Origin of the sequence: Luteitalea sp. (assembly GCF_022842525.1) — a bacterium.
Taxonomy (GTDB): Bacteria; Acidobacteriota; Vicinamibacteria; order Vicinamibacterales; family Vicinamibacteraceae; genus Luteitalea.
Map to the genome: position 1 here is coordinate 36386 of NZ_JALHPM010000007.1, position 22126 is coordinate 58511.

Sequence of the window (22126 nt, forward strand, 5' to 3'; positions counted from 1 at the left end):
GCGCGCAGCGAACACCGCCAGGCTCCCGCAGACGAGCCCTCGGGGCAGCTGACAGGCCGGTGACGTGGCATGGCCCGCCCCGCGCTGCATTCTGCATGCCGAATGTCGCAGGATCCGCCTGAATTGCTCCTATACTGACCTGCTTATGAGTGCTCCGTCCGCGCCAAAGAAGATCGTCCTCGCCTACTCGGGTGGGCTCGACACGTCCGTCATCCTGCCGTGGCTCAAGTCACGCTACCCGGGGGTCAAGCTCTACGCCTTCGCCGCCGAACTCGGCCAGGGCGACGAGCTCACGGCCATCGAGGACAAGGCGAAGAAGAGCGGCGCCGACGCCGTCCTGGTCAAGGACCTGCGCAAGGAGTTCGCCGAGGACTACTGCTTCCCGATGCTGCGGGCGCATGCGACGTACGAGCAGGACTACCTGCTCGGCACGAGCATCGCGCGGCCGCTCATCGCCAAGCATCAGGTGCTGTACGCGCAGAAGGTCGGCGCCGACGCCGTCGCCCACGGCGCGACCGGCAAGGGCAACGACCAGGTGCGCTTCGAGCTGACCTACCTGGCGCTCAACCCCGAGCTGTCGATCATCTCGCCGTGGAAGGATCCGCAGTTCCTCGAGGATGGCCTCACCGACCGCGAGACCGCCATCGACTACGCGCGGGCCCACGGCATCCCGATCCTGCAGACCAAGAAGAAGATCTACTCGCAGGACCGCAACCTCTGGCACATCAGTCACGAGGGCGCCGAAATCGAGGACCCGGCCGCGGAGCCCAACGAGCGTGTCTACACGATCTCGGTGCCGCCCTCCAAGGCGCCCAACCGCGCCGAGTACGTCACCATCGACTTCGAGGCCGGCGTGCCGGTCGCCGTCAACAAGAAGAAGTTCCACGGCAAGGGCCACGCCCTCATCGCCCTGCTCAACGAGATCGGCGGGCGCCACGCCGTCGGTCAGGTGACGCTGGTCGAGAACCGCCTCGTCGGCATGAAGAGCCGCGGCGTCTACGAGACGCCCGGCGGCACGATCCTCTACGAGGCGCACAAGGCCCTCGAGCAGATCTGCCTCGAGCGCGAGCTCTATCACGAGAAGCAGCGCATCGCCCTCAAGTACGGCGAGCTCGTGTACTACGGCCAGTGGTTCCACCCCCTGCGTGAGGCCCTCCAGTCGTTCGTGGACCACGCCAATCAGGTGGTGACGGGCCAGGTGAAGGTGAAGCTGTACAAGGGCCGCGCCACCGCCGTCAGCGCCACGTCGCCGCAGTCGCTCTACGACACGAGCCTGGCCAGTTTCGCCATGGCCAACTACGACGTCACCGCAGCACGCGGCTTCATCGATCTGTTCGGATTGCCGATGAAGGTGAGAGGGCTCCGCCAGCGTTCGTGACACCACGTCGCTCGTGATCACGAGCGACCTGTCGCTCGAGAGCGTGGCCCTGCCGGCGCCGTTGTCCTCGCGGGCACGGCGCCGCTCTGTTCGCCGCGGCGAGTCTCGGCCCTGGCATGCGACGGCTTCGACGACTACCTCACCACGCCCCTGCGCGGCGACGATCTCCACACGATGCTGGGCCGATGGTCCGACCCGCCGGCCCGCACGGCCTGACCTCGGGTAGGTAAACTTCCACCCCCGCAGGCCGATGTACAGGCGGACACCACCCAAAGGTGTTTCCCAGCCTGCAATGTCAGACGCCCTCTCCCCCTCCGCCCATCGCACCAGCCTCGGCCTGCTGGTGGTGGCGCTCCTGACCTGCCTGCTCGGGCTGGCCGCCGCGCTGGCCAGGGCCGCCAACCTCTTCACGGGCCCGCTGGGCCTCGCCCTGCATGCCGTCACCATCGCGTTGATGACGCCGGCGGTCGCCGCCATCCTCGCCGCGGCGCAGGGACGGCGCTGGCTGGCGACGCGTCTGGCCACGATCGCGCTCGCCGGCACGGGCGTCATGGTCCTGCTGCAGACGGCCCTCGACCTCCTGCCGTCGCTCGGCCCGCACGTCGCCGCGCTGCAGCCACTCGTGCCGGCGCGCCAGGCGATGCTCAGCATCGCCGTGACGGCCCTGATCGGGCTGCCGTTGCCGGCACGCCTGGCGGCGGTCCCGGCGCGGACCACGCTCATCCAGGTCTGGGGCAGCCTGCTGCTCGCCTTCCTGGCCACCACCAGTCTCGTGACGTGGGCCTCGTCCGGCGCCATGGACAGCTGGCTGCGCTACCTCCTCATGTCACCGCAGTTGTCGGCCTGCTGCCTCATCGTGGCCACGGCCGTGCTGTCGGACCGGATCCTGCGCGGCGAGACGACCTGGCAGCGCTGGTTGCCGCTGGCCATCACGGTGTTCGTGAGTGCGTGCGCGGTCATCTTCTCCCAGGCCCTGCACTCGCAGGAGCGCGCCGGCGTGCGTCGGCAGGCCACTGCCGAGACGACCCGCCTGCGCGACGCGCTGAACGAGCAGGTGACCACGATGCAGTCGGGCCTGGAGCGGATGCGGTCTCGGTTCGAATCCGGATCGGTGGCCAGTCAGACGACGTGGGAGGCCGATGCCCGCGACCAACTGCGGGACAACGGTGGCGTCCTCACGTCCCTGGTCATCGCCGACACCGCCGGCTGGCCGCTGTGGGTCGTCCCTACCTCGCTGACCGCGCACCTGCGCAGCCCCGACGCCCTGCACGCCCGTGAGCGGACGAGCGCCATCGACCGCGCCGCGAGGTCACATGCGCCCGTGGCCTACTCGCCCAGCCGGACGTTGCCGCCGGCGCATCGTGGCTATTCGACGGTGCTGGGCCTGCGCGACGCCGACGGGCGCACGACGCGCGTCCTGACGGCATCCTACGGCCTGGCCACGCTCCTGCCGCGCGTCACCCGGGCCTCGCCCTACGCCGTGCGCGTCACGTGGAAGGACGGTCAGGAGGTCCACGCGCACCAGGCGCCCGCGCCCGTGGGCGTCTTCGACCAGAGCTTCACCGACACGGCCGACATCCGCCTGCCGGGTGGCGCACATCTCACCATGTCGGTGACCCCGACACCGCTGCTGCTGGCCGATCAGCTCAGTGGACTGCCCCGCCTCGTGCTCGTCCTCGGCGTGCTGCTGGCCGGCGTCGCCGGCGTCGCCACGCGCGTCTACGCCGTGAGCCGCGAGCATGCCGAGGCCCTGACGACGAGCAACGCCTCGCTGCAGGCGTCGTTCCGGGCGCTGGCCGTGGTGCGGGATCAGTTGATGGCCTCCGAGATCCAGTTCCGGGGCCTGTTCCTCACGTCGCCCCTGGGTCTCATGCTGTCGCGTGGCGCGCGGCAGATCGAACACGCCAACCCGGCGCTGCTCGGCATGCTCGGGTACACCTCCGACGAGCTGTCACTGATCGCGCCCACCGACCTGCTGACCGACCAGGCGCTCATCGAGCAGCAGACGCGCGAGCTGCAGGAGCACGGCGCCTACGGGCCCTATCGGACGCGGCTGCGTACCCGCGATGGCGGCGAACTCCCGGTGCTGCTGACCGGCACGCTGATGCGGGACGCGCAGGGCACGCCGATGGTCTGGTCGTTCGTGCAGGACAACACCGTCGAGACGGTGGCCGAGGCGGACCGGGCCCGCTACCTCGCCGAACTCGAACGCCAGGCCGTCGAGCTCGCCCAGGCGCGCGACACCGCGCTGGCCGCCACGGCCGCCAAGAGCGGGTTCCTCGCCACGATGAGTCACGAGATCCGCACGCCGATGAACGGCATCATCGGGATGACCGGCCTGCTGCTGGACACGCCGTTGAACGATGAGCAGCGCGAGTTCGCCGATGCCGTGCGCGGATCGGCCGAGCACCTGCTGACGATCATCAACGACATCCTGGACTTCTCGAAGATCGAGGCGGGCAAGCTCGCGCTCGAAGCGGTGACCTTCGACGTGCGCGCCATCCTCGAGGACGCCCTCGACCTGGTCGCCGAACCGGCGCGCAAGAAGGGCCTCGAGTTCGGCGGCTTCGCCGCGCCCGACGTGCCGCAGATGGTCAAGGGCGATCCGGGCCGCATCCGGCAGGTCCTGCTCAACCTCCTGAGCAACGCCGTCAAGTTCACCACGTTCGGCTCGGTCAGCGCGCGCGTCAGCGTGGACGAAGCCATCGGTGCACGCACGACGATTCGCTTCGAGGTCGTGGACACCGGCGTCGGCATCCCGACCCACATCCAGCAGCGCCTCTTCCAGCCCTTCACGCAGGCCGACGCGTCGACGACGCGCAAGTATGGCGGCACGGGCCTCGGCCTGGCGATCAGTCGGCAGCTCGCCGAAGCGATGGGCGGCGAAGTCGGGGTGCGCAGCGTGCCCGGCCAGGGCAGCACGTTCTGGTTCACGGTGCGCGCCGAACGGATCGCGCTCGCGAGCGACACCGTCGTGACGGCGCAGCTGCGCGGCAAGCGGGCGCTGTGCGTCGACGACCACGACATCAGCCTGCACGTGTTCCGCAGCCTGCTCATGGCGTGGGGCGTGGAGGTGACCTGCGCCTCGACGCCACAGGTGGCCATGGCCGCCCTGGACGAGGCCGACACGGCCGGCACGCCCTTCGATTTCGCGATCCTCGATCAGCAGATGCCGGGCATCGACGGCTTCACGCTCGGCAACCTCATGCGCGGCAGACCGTCGACCGCCGCGCTGCCGCTGCTGCTGTCGTCGTCCATCGTGCTGCCAGGCGGCCTCGACGAGGCCACGTCACGCGGCTTCGCCGGCCTGGTCACCAAGCCCGTGAAGAAGCGGTACCTGCTGCAGGCGCTGACGCAGGCCCTCACACTGGCGCAGGCGCCAGGTACGGGCGCGCCGGGCGAGATCGGCGCGCCGCCGGCGACCGCCGCGGGCGCCCAGGTGGGCACCAGCGCCCGCCGCATGCGCGTCCTGCTGGCCGAGGACAATCCGGTGAACCAGCGCGTGGTCGTGCGCATGCTCGACAAGCTCGGACATCGTGTCGATGCCGTGGGCAACGGCCTCGAAGCCGTCGAGGCGCTCGGCCGCCTGCCGTACGACCTCGTCCTGATGGACTGCCAGATGCCCGAGTGTGACGGCTACCAGGCGACCGGCCTGATCCGCCAGCGCGAGACGCAGGGCGGGCGTCGCACCGTGATCGTCGCCCTGACGGCCAACGCGATGGAAGGCGACCGCCAGCGCTGCCTCGACGCCGGCATGGACGACTACCTGCCCAAACCGTTGCGCTTCGACGACCTGCGGACGGTGCTCGAGCGATACGCCGGTCAGTTGCCGCCGCTGGTCGACGCGGCGGCGCCGACCGCCGCGCATGCGATGACGGGCACCGACGGACGCGTGCACTAGGCGGCTCCGCCGGTCCTTGAACCTTGGGCCTTGGGCCTTCGGCCTTCGGCCTTCGATCTTCGATCGGAGCCCTCGAGGCCTACGGCCCGACCTTCATTGTGAATTCTGAATTCTGAATCAGAGCGAATCGACCGCCGCGATCAACCGGTCGATTTCGTCGCTGGTGGTGTAGCAGGCACAGCCGATGCGGATCAGGCCGTCCTGCCCGTGGCCCAGGCGCTCGACCAGGGTCTGGGCGTAGAAGTCCCCGGACGACACGAACAGCCCATGGTCCACGAGGCGTGCCGCGACCGCGTGACTGGTGTGTCCGGCCACCACGAACGACACCGTCGGCGTCCGTGGCTGCCCCGGCGGGCGGCCGTAGCGGGTCACGCCGGTCACGGTGCCCAGTCCCTCCCACAGTGACCGCGTGAGCATCGCGGCGTCGTCGTGCAGCCGCGTGTAGCTCTCGACCAGCGCCGCCCGCAGCGCCTGCGGCGCATCGGAGACCGGTCCCGCCACGGAGGCGAGGAACCGGACCGCCGCGGCCGCGCCGACGATGCCCTCGTGGCTCTGGGTGCCGGTCTCGAGGCTGTCGGGTGGCGCCGAGGGCGCCGGACGAAGCTTCGGCAGGCGCAACGACGCGATCAGGTCGGGGCGCGCGCACAGGATGCCCTGATGCGGTCCGTAGAACTTGTACGACGAGCACGCGAGCATGTCGCACCCGAGGGCCTGGACGTCGACCAGGGCATGCGGGGCGTAGTGCACGGCATCGACGAACACGAGCGCGCCCGCGGCCTTCGCGAGGCGCGTCGCGGCGGCCACGTCGGTGATCGTGCCGATGGCGTTGGAGGCCGCACCCACGGCGAGCAGGCGCGTGCGTGGCGAGAGCATCGAGGCCAGTGCGTCCATGTCGAGCGACACGCCGTCGGCCGCCAGGGGCACGGTGCGGACGGTGAGGCCGGCATCCTCGCCGGCATGACGCCACGGGTCGACATTGCCGTGGTGATCGAGCTCGGTGACGATCAGTTCGTCACCCGCGCCCCACTGTCGCGCCAGTGCCCGCGCGAGGTGGAACGTGATCGTGGTCATGTTCTGGCCAAAGCTCACCCACGCCGGGTCAGGCGCGTTGAAGAACGCCGCGAAGACCTGTCGCGCGTCGTGCAGCAGGGCATCGGTCTCCTGGCTGCTCGGATAGACCCAGTGGGTGTTGGCGTTGTGATGCAGCAGGTAGTCACCGATGGCGTCGACGACGGCCATGGGGACCTGCGTGCCACCGGGGCCGTCGAAGTACGCCACCGGGTGGCCCTGGTGGATGCGCGTCAGGGCGGGAAACTGCGAGCGGACCGATTCCATGGCGACAAGGCTACACGAGGAGGCTCTGGGCTCTGGGCTCTGGGCTCAGAAGGGCAGGCCGAGGGCTCACGGCTCAGGGCTCGGGGCTCCGTAGGGCGCGTGTCGCGGGTCAGGTCGGACGAGGCCCGGGGCGCGATGGACATGTGGACGGCCTGCATCCGCGCGTCGCGCAGGTCGCCCGCATGGTGCACCAACGGGTGGACACACGCTGATGCCGGAAGAGGCGACATGCGAAAGGCCCGGACGCGTGTCAGCTCCCGGGCCTCCCGTGCTTCCACGCTCTCCTGCCCGAGCCCTCCGTGAGCCCTGAGCCCAGAGCCTGCTCGTCTGAGCCCTGAGCCTAGGGCCCTGAGCCCTGTCTACGTCTTGTTCGAGATCCGCATGCCGTAGAACGAGCGGTGCACGAAGAACATCGAGACCAGCAGGAAGCCGATGGTCATGGCGATAGTCAGGCCGGTGTGGGCATAGTCGGCGCCCTTCATGCTCACCGCGAGTTCGACGGCCAGGAGGCCGAAGAGCGTGGTGAACTTGATCACCGGGTTCATCGCGACCGACGACGTGTCCTTGAACGGGTCGCCGACGGTGTCGCCGACGACGGTGGCGTCGTGCAGCGGCGTGCCCTTGGCCTTCAGTTCGGTCTCGACGATCTTCTTGGCGTTGTCCCAGGCGCCGCCGGCGTTGGCCATGAAGATGGCCTGGTAGAGCCCGAAGAGCGCGATCGAGACGAGGTAGCCGACGAAGAAGAACGGCTCGTAGAAGGCGAAGGCCAGCGTCCCGAAGAACACCCCGAGGAAGATGTTGAACATCCCCTTCTGGGCGTACTGCGTGCAGATGGCCACGACCTTCCGGCTGTCCTCGACCGAGGCCTTCTCGGCGCCGTCATCGAGCTTGATGTTGGCCTTGATGAACTCCACGGCGCGATACGCGCCGGTGGTCACCGCCTGCATCGACGCGCCGGTGAACCAGTAGATGATGGAGCCACCGGTGATCAGGCCGAGCAGGAACGGCGGGTGGAGAATCGACAGCCGCGCCACGAGCTCGGGACGCAGCCCCTCGGTGAGCACCATGACGATGGAGAAGATCATCGTGGTGGCGCCGACCACGGCCGTGCCGATCAGCACCGGCTTGGCCGTCGCCTTGAAGGTGTTGCCGGCGCCGTCGTTCTCCTCGAGGAACTGCTTGGCCAGTTCGAAGTTCGGGGTGAAGCCGAAATCCTTCTTGATGGCCTGCTCGATGCCGGGCACGGCCTCGATGGTCGAGAGCTCGAAGACCGACTGGGCGTTGTCGGTGACCGGACCGTACGAGTCGACGGCGATCGTCACCGGCCCCATGCCGAGGAAGCCGAAGGCAATCAGGCCGAAGGCGAACACGGCCGGGGCCACCATCAGGCCGTCCAGCCCCATCAGGCTGACGTAGTAGCCGACGCCCATCAGGAACACGATGATCAGGCCGAGCCAGTAGGCCGAGAAGTTGCCGGCGACCAGGCCCGAGAGGATGTTCAGGCTGGCGCCGCCCTCCTCCGAACTGCTGACCACCTCGCGGACGTGGCCGGAGCTGACCGACGTGAAGATCTTGACGAACTCGGGGATGATCGCGCCGGCCAGCGTGCCGCAGGTGATGATGCTGGCGAGCTTCCACCACAGCGTCGTGTCGCCACCGATGACCGGAATCAGCAGGTAGGAGGTGATGTAGGTCAGCACCACCGAGACGCCGGACGTCAACATCACCAGGCTGGTCAGCGGGTGCTCGAAGTTCATCGTGGCCGCCGCGGCGTAGCGCGCCTTGGCCATGCCTTCATTGAGGAAGTACGACAACCCGCTGGCGATGACCATGATGATGCGCATCATGAAGATCCAGACCAGCAGCTGCACCTGCACCTCCGGCTCCCGGACCGCCAGCATGATGAAGGTGATGAGCGCCACACCGGTGACGCCGTAGGTCTCGAAGCCGTCGGCGCTGGGGCCGACCGAGTCGCCCGCGTTGTCACCGACACAGTCGGCGATGACGCCGGGGTTGCGGGCATCGTCTTCCTTGATCTTGAAGACGATCTTCATCAGGTCGGAGCCGATGTCGGCAATCTTGGTGAAGATGCCACCGGCGATGCGCAGCACGGCGGCCCCGAGCGACTCACCGATGGCGAAGCCGATGAAGCAGGGGCCGGCGTAGTCGGCCGGCACGAACAGCAGGATGATGAGCATCAACAACAGCTCGACCGAGATCAGGGCCATGCCGATGCTCATCCCGGCCTTCAGCGGAATGGCGTAGCAGGGATACGGCTTGCCTTCGAGGGCGGCGAACGCGGTGCGGGAGTTGGCAAAGGTGTTGACGCGAATGCCGAACCACGCAACGCCGTAGGATCCGGCCATGCCGATGAGCGAGAACAGCAGGATGACCGCGACCTTGATCGGCGGGAAGCCGTAGACGTCGGCGCCGGTGACCGGGTCGATGGTGTGGGCCAACCGCCCGAAATACAGCAGGACGATGGCGCCGATGAACAGCCACAGGATCATCAGGAACTTGCCCTGCTGCTGCAGGTACGTCTGACAGGTCTCGTAGATGAGTTCGGAGATCTCGCGCATCGACGAGTGGACGGGCAGGTTCTTCAGCTGCCGGTAGATCGACAGGCCGAACAGCAGGCCCAGCGCGCTGACCACGAGTCCGGCCAGCAGCAGGGTGTGGCCACCCATGCCGAGGAACTGCACCGAATTGAGGTCGGGAAGAATCAGGTTGGCCTCGCCACCAGGGCGATGCTCCTGGGCCAGGGCCGGGGCGGCGACCATCAGGCCGCCAGCGAGAGTCAGTGCACTCGTGACCAGGCTACGCACAACAGGCATTGGATTGAGTCTCGTGAGCTGGCGGCTGGGTGCCGGGCAATGTGATGCCCGCGGGGCGGGTCCGCCCCTTCCCTCGGCGCTTGAAACGAGCGTGCGCAAGAGTCCGCCATAAACCGGGCGGGATTGTGTCATAAGCCTGTCACGCCCGCCAGATCCCCTGCATGCGCACGTGTCATCTGGTGGATGCCTGTCGAATAGCCGACGGCGAGACTGGCATGGCACCTATAATGCCGAGGTCCTTCACTACGGAGCGTCCGGATGATCTGGTGGTACTGGGTGGTCCTCGGCCTGCTGCTCACGGGGCTCGAGCTCGCGACCCCTGGCGGGTTCTTCCTTCTCTTCTTCGGCATCGGGGCGCTGCTGGTCGGCGGCCTGACGACGATGGGGGTGGGTGGCCCGGCGTGGGTGCAGTGGCTGCTGTTCTCGGTCCTGTCGATCGCGGCCCTGGTGTTCTTCCGGACCCCACTCCTGCGTTTGATGGAAGCAAGGACACCCCGTTCGAGCGACATCGACTCCCTTCGCGGCGAGGTCGCGGTCGCCATGGACGGCATCCCGGCGGGAGGACTGGGCCGCGCGCAACTGCGCGGCACGGTCTGGACGGCCCGCAATCTCGGGACGGACCCGATCACCCCCGGCGAGCGCTGCCTGGTGACGTCGGTGGACGGCCTGACCATCTCGATCCGCCGCGAAGGAGCGCTCTGAACGTGGAAGGCCTGATTGTCCTGATCATCTTCGCGATTCTCGTCCTGGTCATCGTGGCCAAGACGGCGATCGTCGTCCCTCAGCAGAGCGCCTACGTCGTCGAACGCCTTGGGCGGTACGCCGGCACGCTCGATGCCGGCTTCCACATCCTGGTCCCGTTCATCGACGTCGTCCGCTACAAGCACTCCCTCAAGGAGAACGCGCTCGATATCCCGGCCCAGGTGTGCATCACGCGCGACAACGTCCAGGTGGGCGTCGATGGCGTGCTGTATCTCAAGGTGATGAACCCGGAGCGCGCGTCCTACGGCATCCAGGACTACCACTTCGCCATCTCGCAGCTGGCGCAGACCACCCTGCGCAGCGAGGTCGGCAAGATCGACCTCGACAAGACGTTCGAGGAGCGCACCAACATCAACACCCAGGTCGTGAGCGAGGTGGACAAGGCGACCGACCCCTGGGGCGTGAAGGTGCTGCGGTACGAGATCAAGAACATCACGCCGCCCTCCGACGTGCTCGCCGCGATGGAGAAGCAGATGCGCGCCGAGCGCGAGAAGCGCGCGGTGATTCTGACCTCCGAAGGGCAGCGCGACGCCGCCGTCAACACGGCGGAAGGCGCCAAGCAGGAAGTGATCAAGGCCTCGGAGGCCCGGCGTCAGCAGCAGATCAACGAGGCGGAAGGCGAAGCCTCGGCCATCATGGCCGTCGCCCGCGCCACGGCCGAGGGCATTCGCGAGGTCGCCGCCGCGATGCAGATGCCGGGCGGCACCGAAGCCGTCCAGTTGCGCGTCGCCGAGCAGTACATCACCCAGTTCGGCCACCTCGCCAAGTCGAGTAACACGATGATCATCCCGGCGACGACCAGCGACATCGGCGGCATGATCGCCACGGCCATGCAGGTGGTGAAGAAGACGTCGTAGGAACGACGCACGCAGAACGCCGAACGCAGAAGGGGCGCCTCCGGAGCGGGGGCGCCCCTTCTTGTCGGGCCTTGAGCCTTGGGCCCTGGGCCTTGAGCGCTGAGCCCTGAGACCTGAGCCCTGACTACGGCGCGACCAGGACCCGGTTGCGCCCGCTCTTCTTGGCCGCGTACAGGGCCTGGTCGGCGGCCTCGATCCAGGCGTGCCGCTCGATGCCCGGCGTGTAGGCGGCGATGCCGGCACTGAAGGTCACGCGGAAGTGCTGGCCGTCGGCCGCCGCGTGGTCGAGGGCGGCGAACTCGTTCAGCAGCCGCGTGATCAGCCGCTTGGCGTCGTCGACCTCGAGTTGCTCGAGGAGGACGCCGAACTCCTCGCCGCCATACCGGCCGATGACGTCGGTGCGGCGCAGGTGCTGGCGCAGCGAGGCGGCCAGGGTGGCGAGCACGCGGTCGCCGGCCTGGTGGCCGTGGGCGTCGTTGACCTTCTTGAAGTGGTCCACGTCCAGCAGGACGAGGGAGGCGGGGCCCGAGGCGGCGCGCGCGCGCCGATCGACGGCTTGCTGCACCTGCTCCATGAACGAGGCGTGCGTCAGCAGCCGGGTCAGGCCATCGCGATACAGCAGGCTCTTGAGGAACCGGGCCCGTTCGAGGCGCGCGCCGACCGCCGACGCGAGCAGGGCCGGGTGCACCGGCTTGGTGAGGTGCTCGTCGCCACCGGCCTTGGCCGCGCGGATGCGCGACTCCATCTCGGCCTCGGACGTCAGGAAGATGATGGGCAGGGCGGCGTGCTGCTCCTGCTGACGCACGAGGCGGGCCAGGTCGTAGCCCGAGACCTCCGGCAGGTTGACGTCCATCAGCAGGAGTTCGGGCTGGAAGGTCGCCATGCGCTCGCTGAAGTAGCGGGGCGCGCTGCAGACGTCGACGAGGTACCCCGCCGATTCGAGCACCGTCCGCGCGAAGGCCGCGTGGAACTCGTCGTCTTCCACCACGAGGATGCGCGAGACCTCGGCCTGCGATCGCTCGAGCATCTGGAGCAGCTTGCGATGCGCCGCCTCGATTTCCGCCGGCTTCGTGTAGCAGGCGTCGGCACCGGCGTGAATGGCCTCGGCCAGGTCGGGGAAGTCGCCGGCCGCGCTGAGCATGAGGATGGCGGCATTGCCGCCATCGGGCATCTGGCGGGTGAACTCCACGACGGCGTAGCCGGATCCATCCGGGAGGCGGACGTCGACCAACAAGCCGTCGGGCACCCGTTGCTCGATGAGGGCGCGGGCCTCCGCGCAGGTGCCGGCCTCTCGGACCGGGATGCCCTCGTGGATCAGCACAGAGGCCAGCAATCGGCGGGTTTCCTGGTTCTCGTCGACGAGCAGCACGTCGAGGGTGCTCCGGGCCGCTTCGGGCGCCCCGGTGTCGACGACTGGCGCGACGACCGCAGAGGTCGAGGGTGCGGCAGAGGCGATGCCCTCGTCGAACGCCTGGGCCAGCAGACCTCGAATCTCCCGCCAGCGGTCGACATCCGTGGTGGTCGGGCGTCCGCTGCCCTTGAGCAGCTCGTCACACCGTTGCTCACCCTCGCGCGCCAGCGTACTGATCAGGGGCCGTTGGTAGGTGGCCCCGGCGCCCGCGAGCTTGTGGAAATGCCGCTTCAGGTCGGCCAGGGTGGCCGCGAGGCCGCGATCGAGCCGGTCCAGGGTCTCGTCGATATCGACGAGCCTCTCCGGCCCGCCCCTCAGGAATTCAGCCTGAAGCTGGCGAAACTCTTCGTCCCAGGTGCTCATCGCGGCGATAGACCGGCGACATCGTAACACCTCGGCTGCGGCGCGCCCTTCATGTGGAAGAGCTTCGAGCCATGCCGCGGGCACGACTCGAGTCTGCTCCCGGCCGTAGCCATAGGCCGCGCACTATCGCCACACATTGGGACAAGACTGCAACGACTAGCGGGCCGCCGGAGGGCGGCGAGACGATGCCGCGCAGACTCGCCCGAGCGGGCGGATGCGATCGACGCTGAAGGTCGACGGCGCCGACGCGGGAGTGGCCTGTTCGTAGGTGCCTCGGAGTTCGACCACCTGCCCAACGTGCTGGCGCAGGCGCTCGACGCCGCCACCCAGCTGGACCTCCTCGGTGATGGTCGTGTCATCGCCCTCGACCGGCCGCAACTGGTAGGTCCGGGCGGAGACACGCTGAAGGCAGCCCGTCAGGACGAGCGTCCCGGCCTCCACGTCTCCCCCGTCCGGACTGGGTGTGCCTCGGTCGCCCCGCGGCCGCGCGCCGCCGAGGTCGGGTTCGGGCGCGGGCAGCGGGTTGGTCGGCTCACCGGCCGGTGGGCGGTCGGGTGGGCGGACGGGTTGGGTCGAGGGGGTCGGCGCCTGAACGCCGAGCGTCGTGGCCAGCGTCAAGGCGCCAACGGTCTGCAGGAGGGTGGTCGTGGCGATCATGCCTCGAGCCTGAGCAGGAACGGGGCCAGGCTGCCCGGTGGCCGTCGTGGGAATGCATCTCGTGAGGCTGCAGCCACTTACCCGTAGGAAGGGCGACCAAGCCCGACGCTACCCGTGGGTGTCGTGGCACAAGACATGACAACAAACGCGACAGGCCCCCTCGATTGACCTATCCCTGTGGCAGTGGTAGCGTGGCGTGTTCGGCGGGCGCCACGCGAAAGTGGCGGAACTGGCAGACGCGCCGGACTTAGGATCCGGTGGCCGGAAGGCTGTGGGGGTTCGAGTCCCCCCTTTCGCACTCGAGGCGTTGCCCGCGCTGCGGGCCTGATCTGGCAGGCCCTGCCCACACGAACGTCGTCGCATCCCGGTTGCCGTCGACCGGTCGGCGACTCCCGACTCCCGACTCCCGACTCCCGAGTAAACATGAAGGTCGAACTCACCGACGTCAGCGAAACCAAGAAGACCTTGACGGTGGAAGTCCCGCCGGAGGTGGTCGACATCGAGATCTCCCGTGTCACGCAGGGCTATGCCCGGCAGGCGCGCATCCCGGGGTTCCGCCCGGGCAAGGCGCCGGTGCACGTGGTGCGCAAGCGGTTTCGCGAGCAGATCCTGCACGACGTCGCGCACGACCTGGTGCCGCGGGTGGTGGGCGACGCCCTCCGCGACAAGAACGTCCAGCCGGTGGACACGCCGAAGGTGCGGGACCTGCAGCTCGAGGAGGGCAAGCCGCTGACGTTCACGGCCGCCATCGAAACGGCGCCGCACGTGGATCCGGGCGACCTGTCGACCGTGTCGGTGACGCGCCCGGAGATGCCGGTGAGCGACGACGACGTCGACCAGGCGCTGTCGCGGTTGCGCGACCGGTTGGCCCGCATGGAAGCGGTCGAGGATCGCGGCGCCGAGCAGGGCGACACCGTCGTGATGCACCTGTCGCGGCAGCGCCTGACGGGACCACACGGGGCCGAGCTCGAGCCCGAGGCTCCCGAGAAGCACGAGGGCGTGTCGGCCGAGATCGGCGCGGCGGCCAACCCGCCGGGGTTCGACGAGGGCCTGCTCGGGGTGACGGCGGGGACGCAGAAGACCTTCGAGGTGACGTTCCCGGCCGACTACGAGGTCGAGGAAATGGCGGGGGCCCGGGTGGAGTATTCCGTGGAGGTCACCGCGGTGCGCCGCCGGGTGCTGCCGACGCTGGACGACGAGTTCGCCAAGGACCTGGGCGAGTTCGCCACCCTGGCCGATCTGCGGGGGCGCATCCGCACCGATCTGGAGCAGGATGCAGAACGGGAGCGGACGCGTCGCATGCGCCAGGCCCTGCTCGAGCAGCTGGCGGCCCGGATGACAGGCGAGGTGCCCGAGGGCATGGTGGCGCGGGAAGTGGACCGCCGGGTCGAGGAGTTCGCCCGCCGGCTGATGGATCAGGGCGTCGATCCGCGGCAGGCGGCGATCAACTGGGACGAATTCCGTACGCAGCAGCAGGCGCCGGCGGTGGCGACGGTGCAGAGCGTGCTGGTGCTGGACGCGATCGCGGCCCGGGAATCGCTCGAGGTATCGGCAGAGGAGCTGGATGCCGATATCTCCGGGTATGCGACGCGGGCGGGACGCACGCTCGCCGAAGTGAAGGCGCAACTGGCGCAGCAGGACCAGCTGGACAGCATCCGGACGGGTCTGCTGCGGGAGAAGGCGGTCTCGCACGCCATGGCGCGTGCTACGATCGTGGGTGCGTGAGTCACGCGCCTACCTGGACCACCCCTCTTCCCTGGACGATGACGACTCGACTGCCCGGCCATGCCGGGTGCGGGCAACCTGCCGGCGGCCTCCGGGACGCCGGCCACGAGGCCGAATTCACCCATGATTGATCCGCGCATGCAGCTGGTCCCGATGGTGGTCGAGCAGACCAACCGGGGGGAGCGCGCGTACGACATTTTCTCGCGCCTGCTCAAGGACAGCATCATCTTCATCGGCACGCCGATCGACGACACCGTCGCGAGCCTGGTGATTGCCCAGATGCTGTTCCTCGAGGCCGAGGACCCGGAGCGGGACATCCTGCTCTACATCAACAGCCCGGGCGGCTCGATCACGGCCGGGATGGCGATTTACGACACGATGCAGTACATCCGGCCCGACGTGTCGACGTACTGCCTCGGGCAGTGTGCGTCGTTCGGGGCCGTGCTGCTGGCCGGGGGCACCAAGGGCAAGCGGTACTCGCTGCCCAACTCGCGCATCCTGATTCACCAGCCGTGGGTCCAGGGCGGGGTCGGCGGGCAGGCCACCGACATCGACATCCACGCCAAGGAAATCCTGCGGATGCGCCACCGGCTGAACGAGATCCTCGCGGAACATTCCGGCCAGCCTCTCGAGCGGCTCCAGGCCGATACCGAGCGCGACTACATCATGTCGGCCGAGCAGGCGCGCGAGTACGGTATCATCGATGAAGTCCTCCGCAAGCGCAGCTGACCCATGCCCGACGGCCGCAACGATGGCCCCTCGGGTGTCGGTGACGCAGACGGGTCCGAACCCATGGTGAAGAAGAACGGCGAGAACGAAGTGCTGCGGTGCTCGTTCTGCAACAAGGACCAGAACGACGTCCGGAAGCTGATTGCCGGCCCCACCGTCTTCATCTGCGACGAGTGCGTCGAGGTCTGCAACGACATCATCGCGGACGACAACCGGTTCGAGGCCAAGGGCACGCGGTCGTCGCTGCCCACGCCGCAGGAAATCAAGAAGTTCCTGGACGAGTACGTCATCGGCCAGGAGCAGACCAAGAAGCGCCTGGCGGTGGCGGTCTACAACCACTACAAGCGCATCGAGATCAGCAAGCAGTCCAAGGGCCGCAACGAAGTCGAACTGCAGAAGTCCAACATCCTGCTGATCGGCCCGACCGGCACCGGCAAGACGCTGCTCGCGCAGACGCTCGCCCGCCTGCTCTCGGTCCCCTTCACCATCGTCGACGCCACCACGCTGACCGAGGCGGGGTACGTCGGCGAGGACGTCGAGAACATCATCCTCAAGCTGCTCCAGGCCGCCGGTGGCGACATCGAGAAGGCCCAGCAGGGGATCATCTACATCGACGAAGTCGACAAGATCTGCCGCAAGGACGAGAACCCGTCGATCACGCGGGACGTGAGCGGCGAGGGCGTCCAGCAGGCGCTGCTGAAGATTCTCGAGGGCACGGTCGCCAACGTGCCGCCCCAGGGCGGCCGGAAGCACCCGCACCAGGAGTTCTTCCAGGTCGACACGACCAACATCCTGTTCATCTGCGGTGGGGCGTTCGTCGGGCTCGAGAAGGTCATCGAGCGCCGCGTCGGCCAGAAGACGCTCGGCTTCCGGGCCGAGGTCACCCACTTCACGAGCAAGGACGTCGGCACGACGCTCGAGAAGATCGAGCCGCAGGACCTGATCCGGTACGGGCTGATTCCGGAGTTCGTCGGCCGCCTGCCCGTCGTGGCGACGCTGCACGAACTCGATCGGCCGGCGCTGGTGCAGATCCTGACCACGCCGCGCAACGCGATCACCAAGCAGTACATCAAGCTGCTCGAGTACGAGAACGTCAAGCTGCGCTTCACCGACGATGCCCTCGAGGCGATCGCCGAGCTGGCGCTGACCCGCAAGATTGGCGCCCGTGGCCTCCGCATGATCATCGAGGAGCTGATGCTCGACGTGATGTACACGGTGCCGGGCCAGAAGAAGATCCGCGAGTGCGTCATCACGCGGGAAGTGGTCGAGTCGAAGGAAAAGCCGATTACGGTGATGGAAAAGGCGGGCTAGGCGTCCGTCCCCGCCCTGACGGCGTCTCAAGAGAAGAGGCGCCGGCAGGACCGCCCCTGCCGGCTGTCGGCGGGAGGCACGAACTTCCGGCGAAGGACCTCCCCGAACGGCGGAGGCCACGCTGGCTCCGCCTTGACAAGCCACCGCCTCATTCCCGACAACTGATTCATGGAAGTCTTCGAAACACTCCCGATCGTCCCGCTGCGCGATGTCGTCGTGTTCCCGCACATGATGATGCCGTTCGTGATCGGGCGTCCCTCGTCCATCCGGGCGCTGGAGCATGCGCTCGGCAAGGACAAGCGCATCTTCCTGGCCGCCCAGCACGATGCCGCCACCGACGATCCCCAGCCGGCCGACATCTACACGATGGGCTGCGTGGCCAACATCGTCCAGAGCCTGAAGCTGCCCGACGGCAACATCAAGGTGCTGGTCGAGGGCGTCGATCGCGGTCGTGCGGTCGAGTGGAAGGAAGACAAGGGCTTCTTCCGCGTCGTCGTCAAGGTCATCGCGCGGCAGCGCGAGACGGCCGGCGAGGTCGAAGCGACGATGACGCGCGTCGTGTCGCTGTTCGAGCAGTACGTCAAGCTGTCGAACAACCTGCACTACGACGCCATGATCGCCGCCGTGCGGGTCGACGACCCGGCGCGGCTGGCCGACACGATTGCCGCCCACATGCTGGTGGGCATCGAGGAGAAGCAGAACCTCCTCGAGATCGTCTCGCCGCTCGAGCGCCTGAACCGCATTGCGTCGGTGCTCGAAGTCGAGGTGGACAAGCTCCAGGTGGACCGCCGGATCCAGTCTCGCGTGAAGAAGCAGATGGAGAAGGCCCAGAAGGAGTACTACCTCAACGAGAAGATGAAGGCGATCCAGAAGGAACTGGGTCGCAAGGAAGACAAGGGCAACGAGATCGAGGACCTCAAGAAGAAGATTGAGGACGCCCGGATGCCCAAGGACGTCGAGGAGAAGGCGATGCAGGAACTTCGCCGCCTCGAGGCCATGCCGCCGATGTCGGCCGAGGCCACCGTCTCGCGCAACTACCTCGACTGGCTGATCGCGGTGCCGTGGACCAAGAAGTCCAAGGAGAGCCGTGACCTGACCCGCGCCGAGGAGATCCTCAACCAGGACCACCACGGCCTCGAGAAGATCAAGGACCGCATCCTCGAGTTCCTCGCGGTGCGCACCCTGGTCAAGAAGCCCAAGAGCACCATCCTGACGTTCGCCGGACCTCCGGGGGTCGGCAAGACCTCGCTGGCCAAGTCGATCGCCAAGGCGACCAACCGCAAGTTCGTCCGGCTGTCGCTCGGCGGCGTGCGGGACGAGGCCGAGATCCGCGGGCACCGCCGCACCTACATCGGCGCGTTCCCGGGCCAGGTCATCCAGATGATGAAGAAGGCCGGCACGATGAACCCGGTCTTCCTGCTCGACGAAGTGGACAAGATGTCGATGGACTTCCGCGGCGACCCGTCCGCGGCGCTCCTCGAGGTGCTCGATCCGGAACAGAACAACGCGTTCCTCGACCACTACCTCGACGTCGAGTACGACCTGTCCAACGTCATGTTCATCTGCACGGCCAACGTCCTCCACACGATTCCGCAGGCGCTGCGGGACCGCATGGAAGTGCTGCAGCTGGCCGGCTACACCGAGCAGGAGAAGGTCGAGATCGCGCGACGCTTCCTGGCGCCCAAGGCGGTCGAGAACGCCGGCCTGAGCGACAAGAACATCACCTTCGACGAAGACGCCCTGCGCGCGATCATCCAGCGCTACACGCGCGAGGCCGGCGTTCGCAGCCTCGAGCGCGAGATCTCGTCGGTCTGCCGCAAGGTCGCCCGCCGGGTGGTGGTGGATGGGGCGCAGTACTTCGAGGAGATCACGCCCGAGCGGGTGACGGCGCACCTCGGCGTGCCCCGCTTCCGCGCCACGATGGCCGAAGAGGTCAACGAGATCGGCATCGCGACGGGCCTCGCCTGGACCGAGGTCGGCGGCGAGATTCTGGTCACCGAGGCGACGCTCATGCCCGGCAAGGGCAAGCTGACGCTCACCGGCAAGCTGGGCGACGTGATGCAGGAGTCGGCGCAGGCGGCGATGAGCTTCGTCCGCTCGCGGGTCAACGAGTACGGGCTGCCCCCCGACTTCTACAAGAACATGGACGTGCACGTGCACGTGCCGGAGGGGGCGATTCCCAAGGACGGCCCGTCGGCCGGCATCACGATGGCCACGGCGATGATCTCGGCGCTGTCCCGTGTGCCCGCCCGCAAGGACGTGGCCATGACCGGCGAGATCACCCTGCGCGGCAAGGTGCTGCCCATCGGGGGCGTGAAGGAGAAGGTGCTGGGCGCCCATCGGGCGGGCGTCAAGACGATCATCCTGCCGAAGGACAACGAGAAGGACCTGGCCGACATCCCCAAGAACGTGCTCGACACGCTCGATGTCTACCTGGTCGAGGCGATGGACGAGGTGCTGAAGATCGCCCTCGAGGGACCACTGCCGCCGGCAATTCCGGCCACCACCGAGGCAGCCGTGGACCCGGCGGCAAAGGACGAGGCCATCACGCACTGACCGGTGGATGCGTGACGCGGTCCCCAGAGACCGCGTCACGTCGCCGGCGTCCGCCCCCCGCGGATCCCAGGCCGGTTGCCCCCACCTCAGTCATGCGTCTGGTCGTCTCACCGTGAAAACTCTGCCCGTCCAGTTCGTCCGGAGCGCCGTCAGCGCCGACGACCTGCCGCGGGAACCCGTGCCGCAGCTGGCCCTCGTGGGTCGGTCCAATGTCGGCAAGTCGACGCTGATCAACGCGATCACCGGGTCCCGCGTGGCCCGGACGAGCGCGGCGGCCGGCAAGACACGGGAGTTGAACGTGTATGCGGTGGAGTATGGTCACCGCGACCTGAAGCGCCTGTTCCTGGTCGACTTGCCAGGTTACGGGTATGCGAGGGGTGGGGATGCCTCGGCGACCGAGTTCGCCGGGCTCACCACGATGTACTTCGGCCGGCCTGCGCCGGGCGCCGGATCGACCGGCGACGTCGCAGGGTATGGCCCGACGGGCGCGCTGCTCATCGTTGACGCGCGCCATCCCGGGCTGGCCCAGGACCTCAACGCCTGGGCCTGGCTCTCCACGAAGGACCTGGCGACCGCCGTCGTGATCGCCAAGATCGACAAGCTGTCGCGCACCGAACGGGTGCGTAACGTACGCGCATGGGAAACATCGCTGAACGCCCCGGTAACGCCAGTGTCGGCGCTCACCGGCGAAGGACTGGAAAATCTGTGGACCAGAATCGTCCGCCTGCTGACGCACCCGTAGCGGCTTCGCCGTCTACGGACGCCCCCACCCAGGCCCCCCCGCCTCAGGCCTCGCAGCCTGCCCCGCCCGCTCCCGCCGCACCCCGGCCCCAGCAGCAGCACCGCCAGTCGCAGGGTCGCCAGCAGGAGGGTCGCCAACAGCACGGGCGACAGGGTGGCGGAGAAGGTCGTGGTGGCGGTCGCGAAGGCCGTGAAGGCCGGCGCGGCGAAGGACGGCACTCGCAGCCGCACCCGCCCGGGCATCGGCCGGCCCCCGAGGAGGACATCGAGGCGATCGAGGCCCGGATGGGCAAGTCGGACGCCGAGGTCGTGAACCTGTCCACGCTCAAGGAGATGAGCGTGCAGCAGCTCACCCAGGTGGCCAAGGACCTCGACATCCCCGGCGCCACCGGGCTGCGCAAGCAGGATCTGATCTTCGAGATCCTGCGCGGCCGGGCCGAGAAGAGCGGCATGCTCTTCTCGGAGGGCGTCCTCGAGGTGCTGCCGGACGGCTTCGGCTTCCTGCGCGCGCCCGACTACAACTACCTCGCCGGCCCCGACGACGTGTACGTCTCGCCGTCGCAGATCCGCAAGTTCGATCTGCACACGGGCGACACCGTCAGCGGTCAGATCCGGCCGCCGAAGGAAGGCGAGCGGTACTTCGCGCTGATCAAGGTCGAGGCGGTCAACTTCGAGCCGCCCGAGCGGACCCGCGAGAAGATCTTCTTCGAGAACCTGACGCCGCTCTATCCGCAGGAGCGCATCACGCTCGAGACCAACGGCGACAACCTGTCGGCCCGCGTCCTCGACCTGATGACGCCGATCGGCAAGGGGCAGCGCGGTCTGATCGTCGCGCCGCCACGCACGGGCAAGACGATGCTGCTGCAGAACATCGCCAACAGCATCACGGCCAACCACCCCGAGGTGTACCTGATCGTGCTGCTCATCGACGAGCGGCCCGAGGAAGTCACCGACATGCAGCGCTCCGTCCGCGGCGAGGTCATCTCGTCGACGTTCGACGAGCCGGCCCAGCGCCACGTGCAGGTCGCCGAGATGGTGATCGAGAAGGCCAAGCGCCTCGTCGAGCACAAGAAGGACGTGGTCATCCTGCTCGACTCGATCACGCGCCTCGCCCGCGCCTACAACACCGTGGTGCCGCCGTCGGGCAAGGTGCTCACGGGCGGCGTCGACTCCAACGCCCTGCAGCGCCCGAAGCGCTTCTTCGGCGCGGCCCGCAACATCGAGGAGGGTGGCTCGCTGACGATCATCGCGACCGCGCTCATCGACACCGGCTCGCGCATGGACGAAGTGATCTTCGAGGAGTTCAAGGGCACCGGCAACATGGAGATCCACCTCGATCGCAAGCTCGCCGATCGTCGGGTCTTCCCGGCCATCGACATCACCAAGAGCGGCACGCGCAAGGAGGAACTCCTCATCCCGAAGGACGACCTCAACCGCATCTGGGTGCTGCGCAAGGTGATCAATCCGCTGTCGGCCACCGAGGCCATGGAATTGCTGCTCGGCAAGATGGGCAAGACCAAGTCCAACAGCGAATTCCTCGGCGCCATGTCCGGCGGGAAGTAGCCC

The 22126-nt window shown here is 68.0% G+C and carries 14 protein-coding genes and 1 tRNA gene; 11 read left to right on the forward strand and 4 right to left on the reverse strand.

Going from position 1 to position 22126, the window contains the following annotated elements:
* Window positions 1-145 precede the first annotated feature (145 nt).
* Both Q0C41_RS02840 and Q0C41_RS02845 read left to right on the forward strand, forming a co-directional pair.
* On the forward strand, window positions 146-1378 hold the full coding sequence (locus tag Q0C41_RS02840; RefSeq protein WP_291980936.1) for an argininosuccinate synthase: 1233 nt from the start codon (window positions 146-148) through the stop codon (window positions 1376-1378).
* A gap of 292 nt (window positions 1379-1670) precedes the next feature.
* Window positions 1671-5279, forward strand: a complete 3609-nt coding sequence (locus Q0C41_RS02845; RefSeq protein ID WP_291980937.1) for a response regulator — start codon at window positions 1671-1673, stop codon at window positions 5277-5279.
* 117 nt (window positions 5280-5396) lie between these two features.
* Here the strand turns inward: Q0C41_RS02845 and Q0C41_RS02850 are convergent, their stop codons facing one another.
* Entirely contained in the window at window positions 5397-6614 is a 1218-nt protein-coding gene (locus Q0C41_RS02850) for a cysteine desulfurase-like protein (protein WP_291980938.1), read from the reverse strand.
* Window positions 6615-6973: 359 nt separating this feature from the next.
* Entirely contained in the window at window positions 6974-9394 is a 2421-nt protein-coding gene (locus Q0C41_RS02855; protein ID WP_367079095.1) for a sodium-translocating pyrophosphatase, read from the reverse strand.
* Window positions 9395-9706: 312 nt separating this feature from the next.
* Between Q0C41_RS02855 and Q0C41_RS02860 the strand changes: the two genes are divergently transcribed.
* Both Q0C41_RS02860 and Q0C41_RS02865 read left to right on the forward strand, forming a co-directional pair.
* Complete coding sequence (locus Q0C41_RS02860; RefSeq protein ID WP_291980940.1) at window positions 9707-10150, forward strand: NfeD family protein; 444 nt, start codon at window positions 9707-9709, stop codon at window positions 10148-10150.
* Window positions 10147-11067, forward strand: coding sequence for a stomatin-like protein (locus tag Q0C41_RS02865; RefSeq protein ID WP_367079096.1), 921 nt, complete (start codon window positions 10147-10149; stop codon window positions 11065-11067). Before Q0C41_RS02860 ends, Q0C41_RS02865 begins: the two co-directional genes overlap by 4 nt.
* Window positions 11068-11191: 124 nt before the next feature.
* Here Q0C41_RS02865 and Q0C41_RS02870 read toward each other — a convergent pair whose 3' ends face one another.
* The gene (locus tag Q0C41_RS02870) at window positions 11192-12841 is read right to left on the reverse strand and encodes a diguanylate cyclase (RefSeq protein WP_291980942.1); all 1650 of its coding nucleotides are present in this window, start codon (window positions 12839-12841) and stop codon (window positions 11192-11194) included.
* A 156-nt stretch (window positions 12842-12997) separates the two neighbouring features.
* Window positions 12998-13498 (reverse strand): hypothetical protein, encoded by a 501-nt coding sequence (locus Q0C41_RS02875; RefSeq protein WP_291980943.1) that lies wholly within the window; start codon window positions 13496-13498, stop codon window positions 12998-13000.
* A gap of 214 nt (window positions 13499-13712) precedes the next feature.
* Here Q0C41_RS02875 and Q0C41_RS02880 point away from each other — a divergent pair.
* The 7 genes from Q0C41_RS02880 to rho all read left to right on the forward strand — a co-directional run bounded on the left by Q0C41_RS02880 (window position 13713) and on the right by rho (window position 22123).
* Window positions 13713-13796: transfer RNA gene (locus tag Q0C41_RS02880), tRNA-Leu, on the forward strand.
* 125 nt (window positions 13797-13921) lie between these two features.
* Complete coding sequence (gene tig / locus Q0C41_RS02885; RefSeq protein ID WP_291980944.1) at window positions 13922-15223, forward strand: trigger factor; 1302 nt, start codon at window positions 13922-13924, stop codon at window positions 15221-15223.
* Between the two features lie 138 nt (window positions 15224-15361).
* Window positions 15362-15952 carry an ATP-dependent Clp endopeptidase proteolytic subunit ClpP gene (gene clpP / locus Q0C41_RS02890; RefSeq protein WP_367079098.1) on the forward strand — a complete coding sequence of 197 codons (591 nt, stop codon included), beginning with the start codon at window positions 15362-15364 and terminating at the stop codon, window positions 15950-15952.
* A gap of 63 nt (window positions 15953-16015) precedes the next feature.
* On the forward strand, window positions 16016-17263 hold the full coding sequence (clpX, locus tag Q0C41_RS02895) for an ATP-dependent Clp protease ATP-binding subunit ClpX (protein WP_367079099.1): 1248 nt from the start codon (window positions 16016-16018) through the stop codon (window positions 17261-17263).
* Window positions 17264-17431: 168 nt separating this feature from the next.
* Window positions 17432-19819: an endopeptidase La gene (gene lon / locus Q0C41_RS02900; RefSeq protein WP_291980947.1), complete on the forward strand. Its 2388-nt coding sequence runs from the start codon at window positions 17432-17434 to the stop codon at window positions 19817-19819.
* Window positions 19820-19931: 112 nt separating this feature from the next.
* The gene (locus Q0C41_RS02905; protein ID WP_291980948.1) at window positions 19932-20561 is read left to right on the forward strand and encodes a GTPase; all 630 of its coding nucleotides are present in this window, start codon (window positions 19932-19934) and stop codon (window positions 20559-20561) included.
* 308 nt (window positions 20562-20869) lie between these two features.
* The gene (gene rho / locus Q0C41_RS02910; protein ID WP_291980967.1) at window positions 20870-22123 is read left to right on the forward strand and encodes a transcription termination factor Rho; all 1254 of its coding nucleotides are present in this window, start codon (window positions 20870-20872) and stop codon (window positions 22121-22123) included.
* The last annotated feature ends 3 nt before the right edge of the window (window positions 22124-22126 follow it).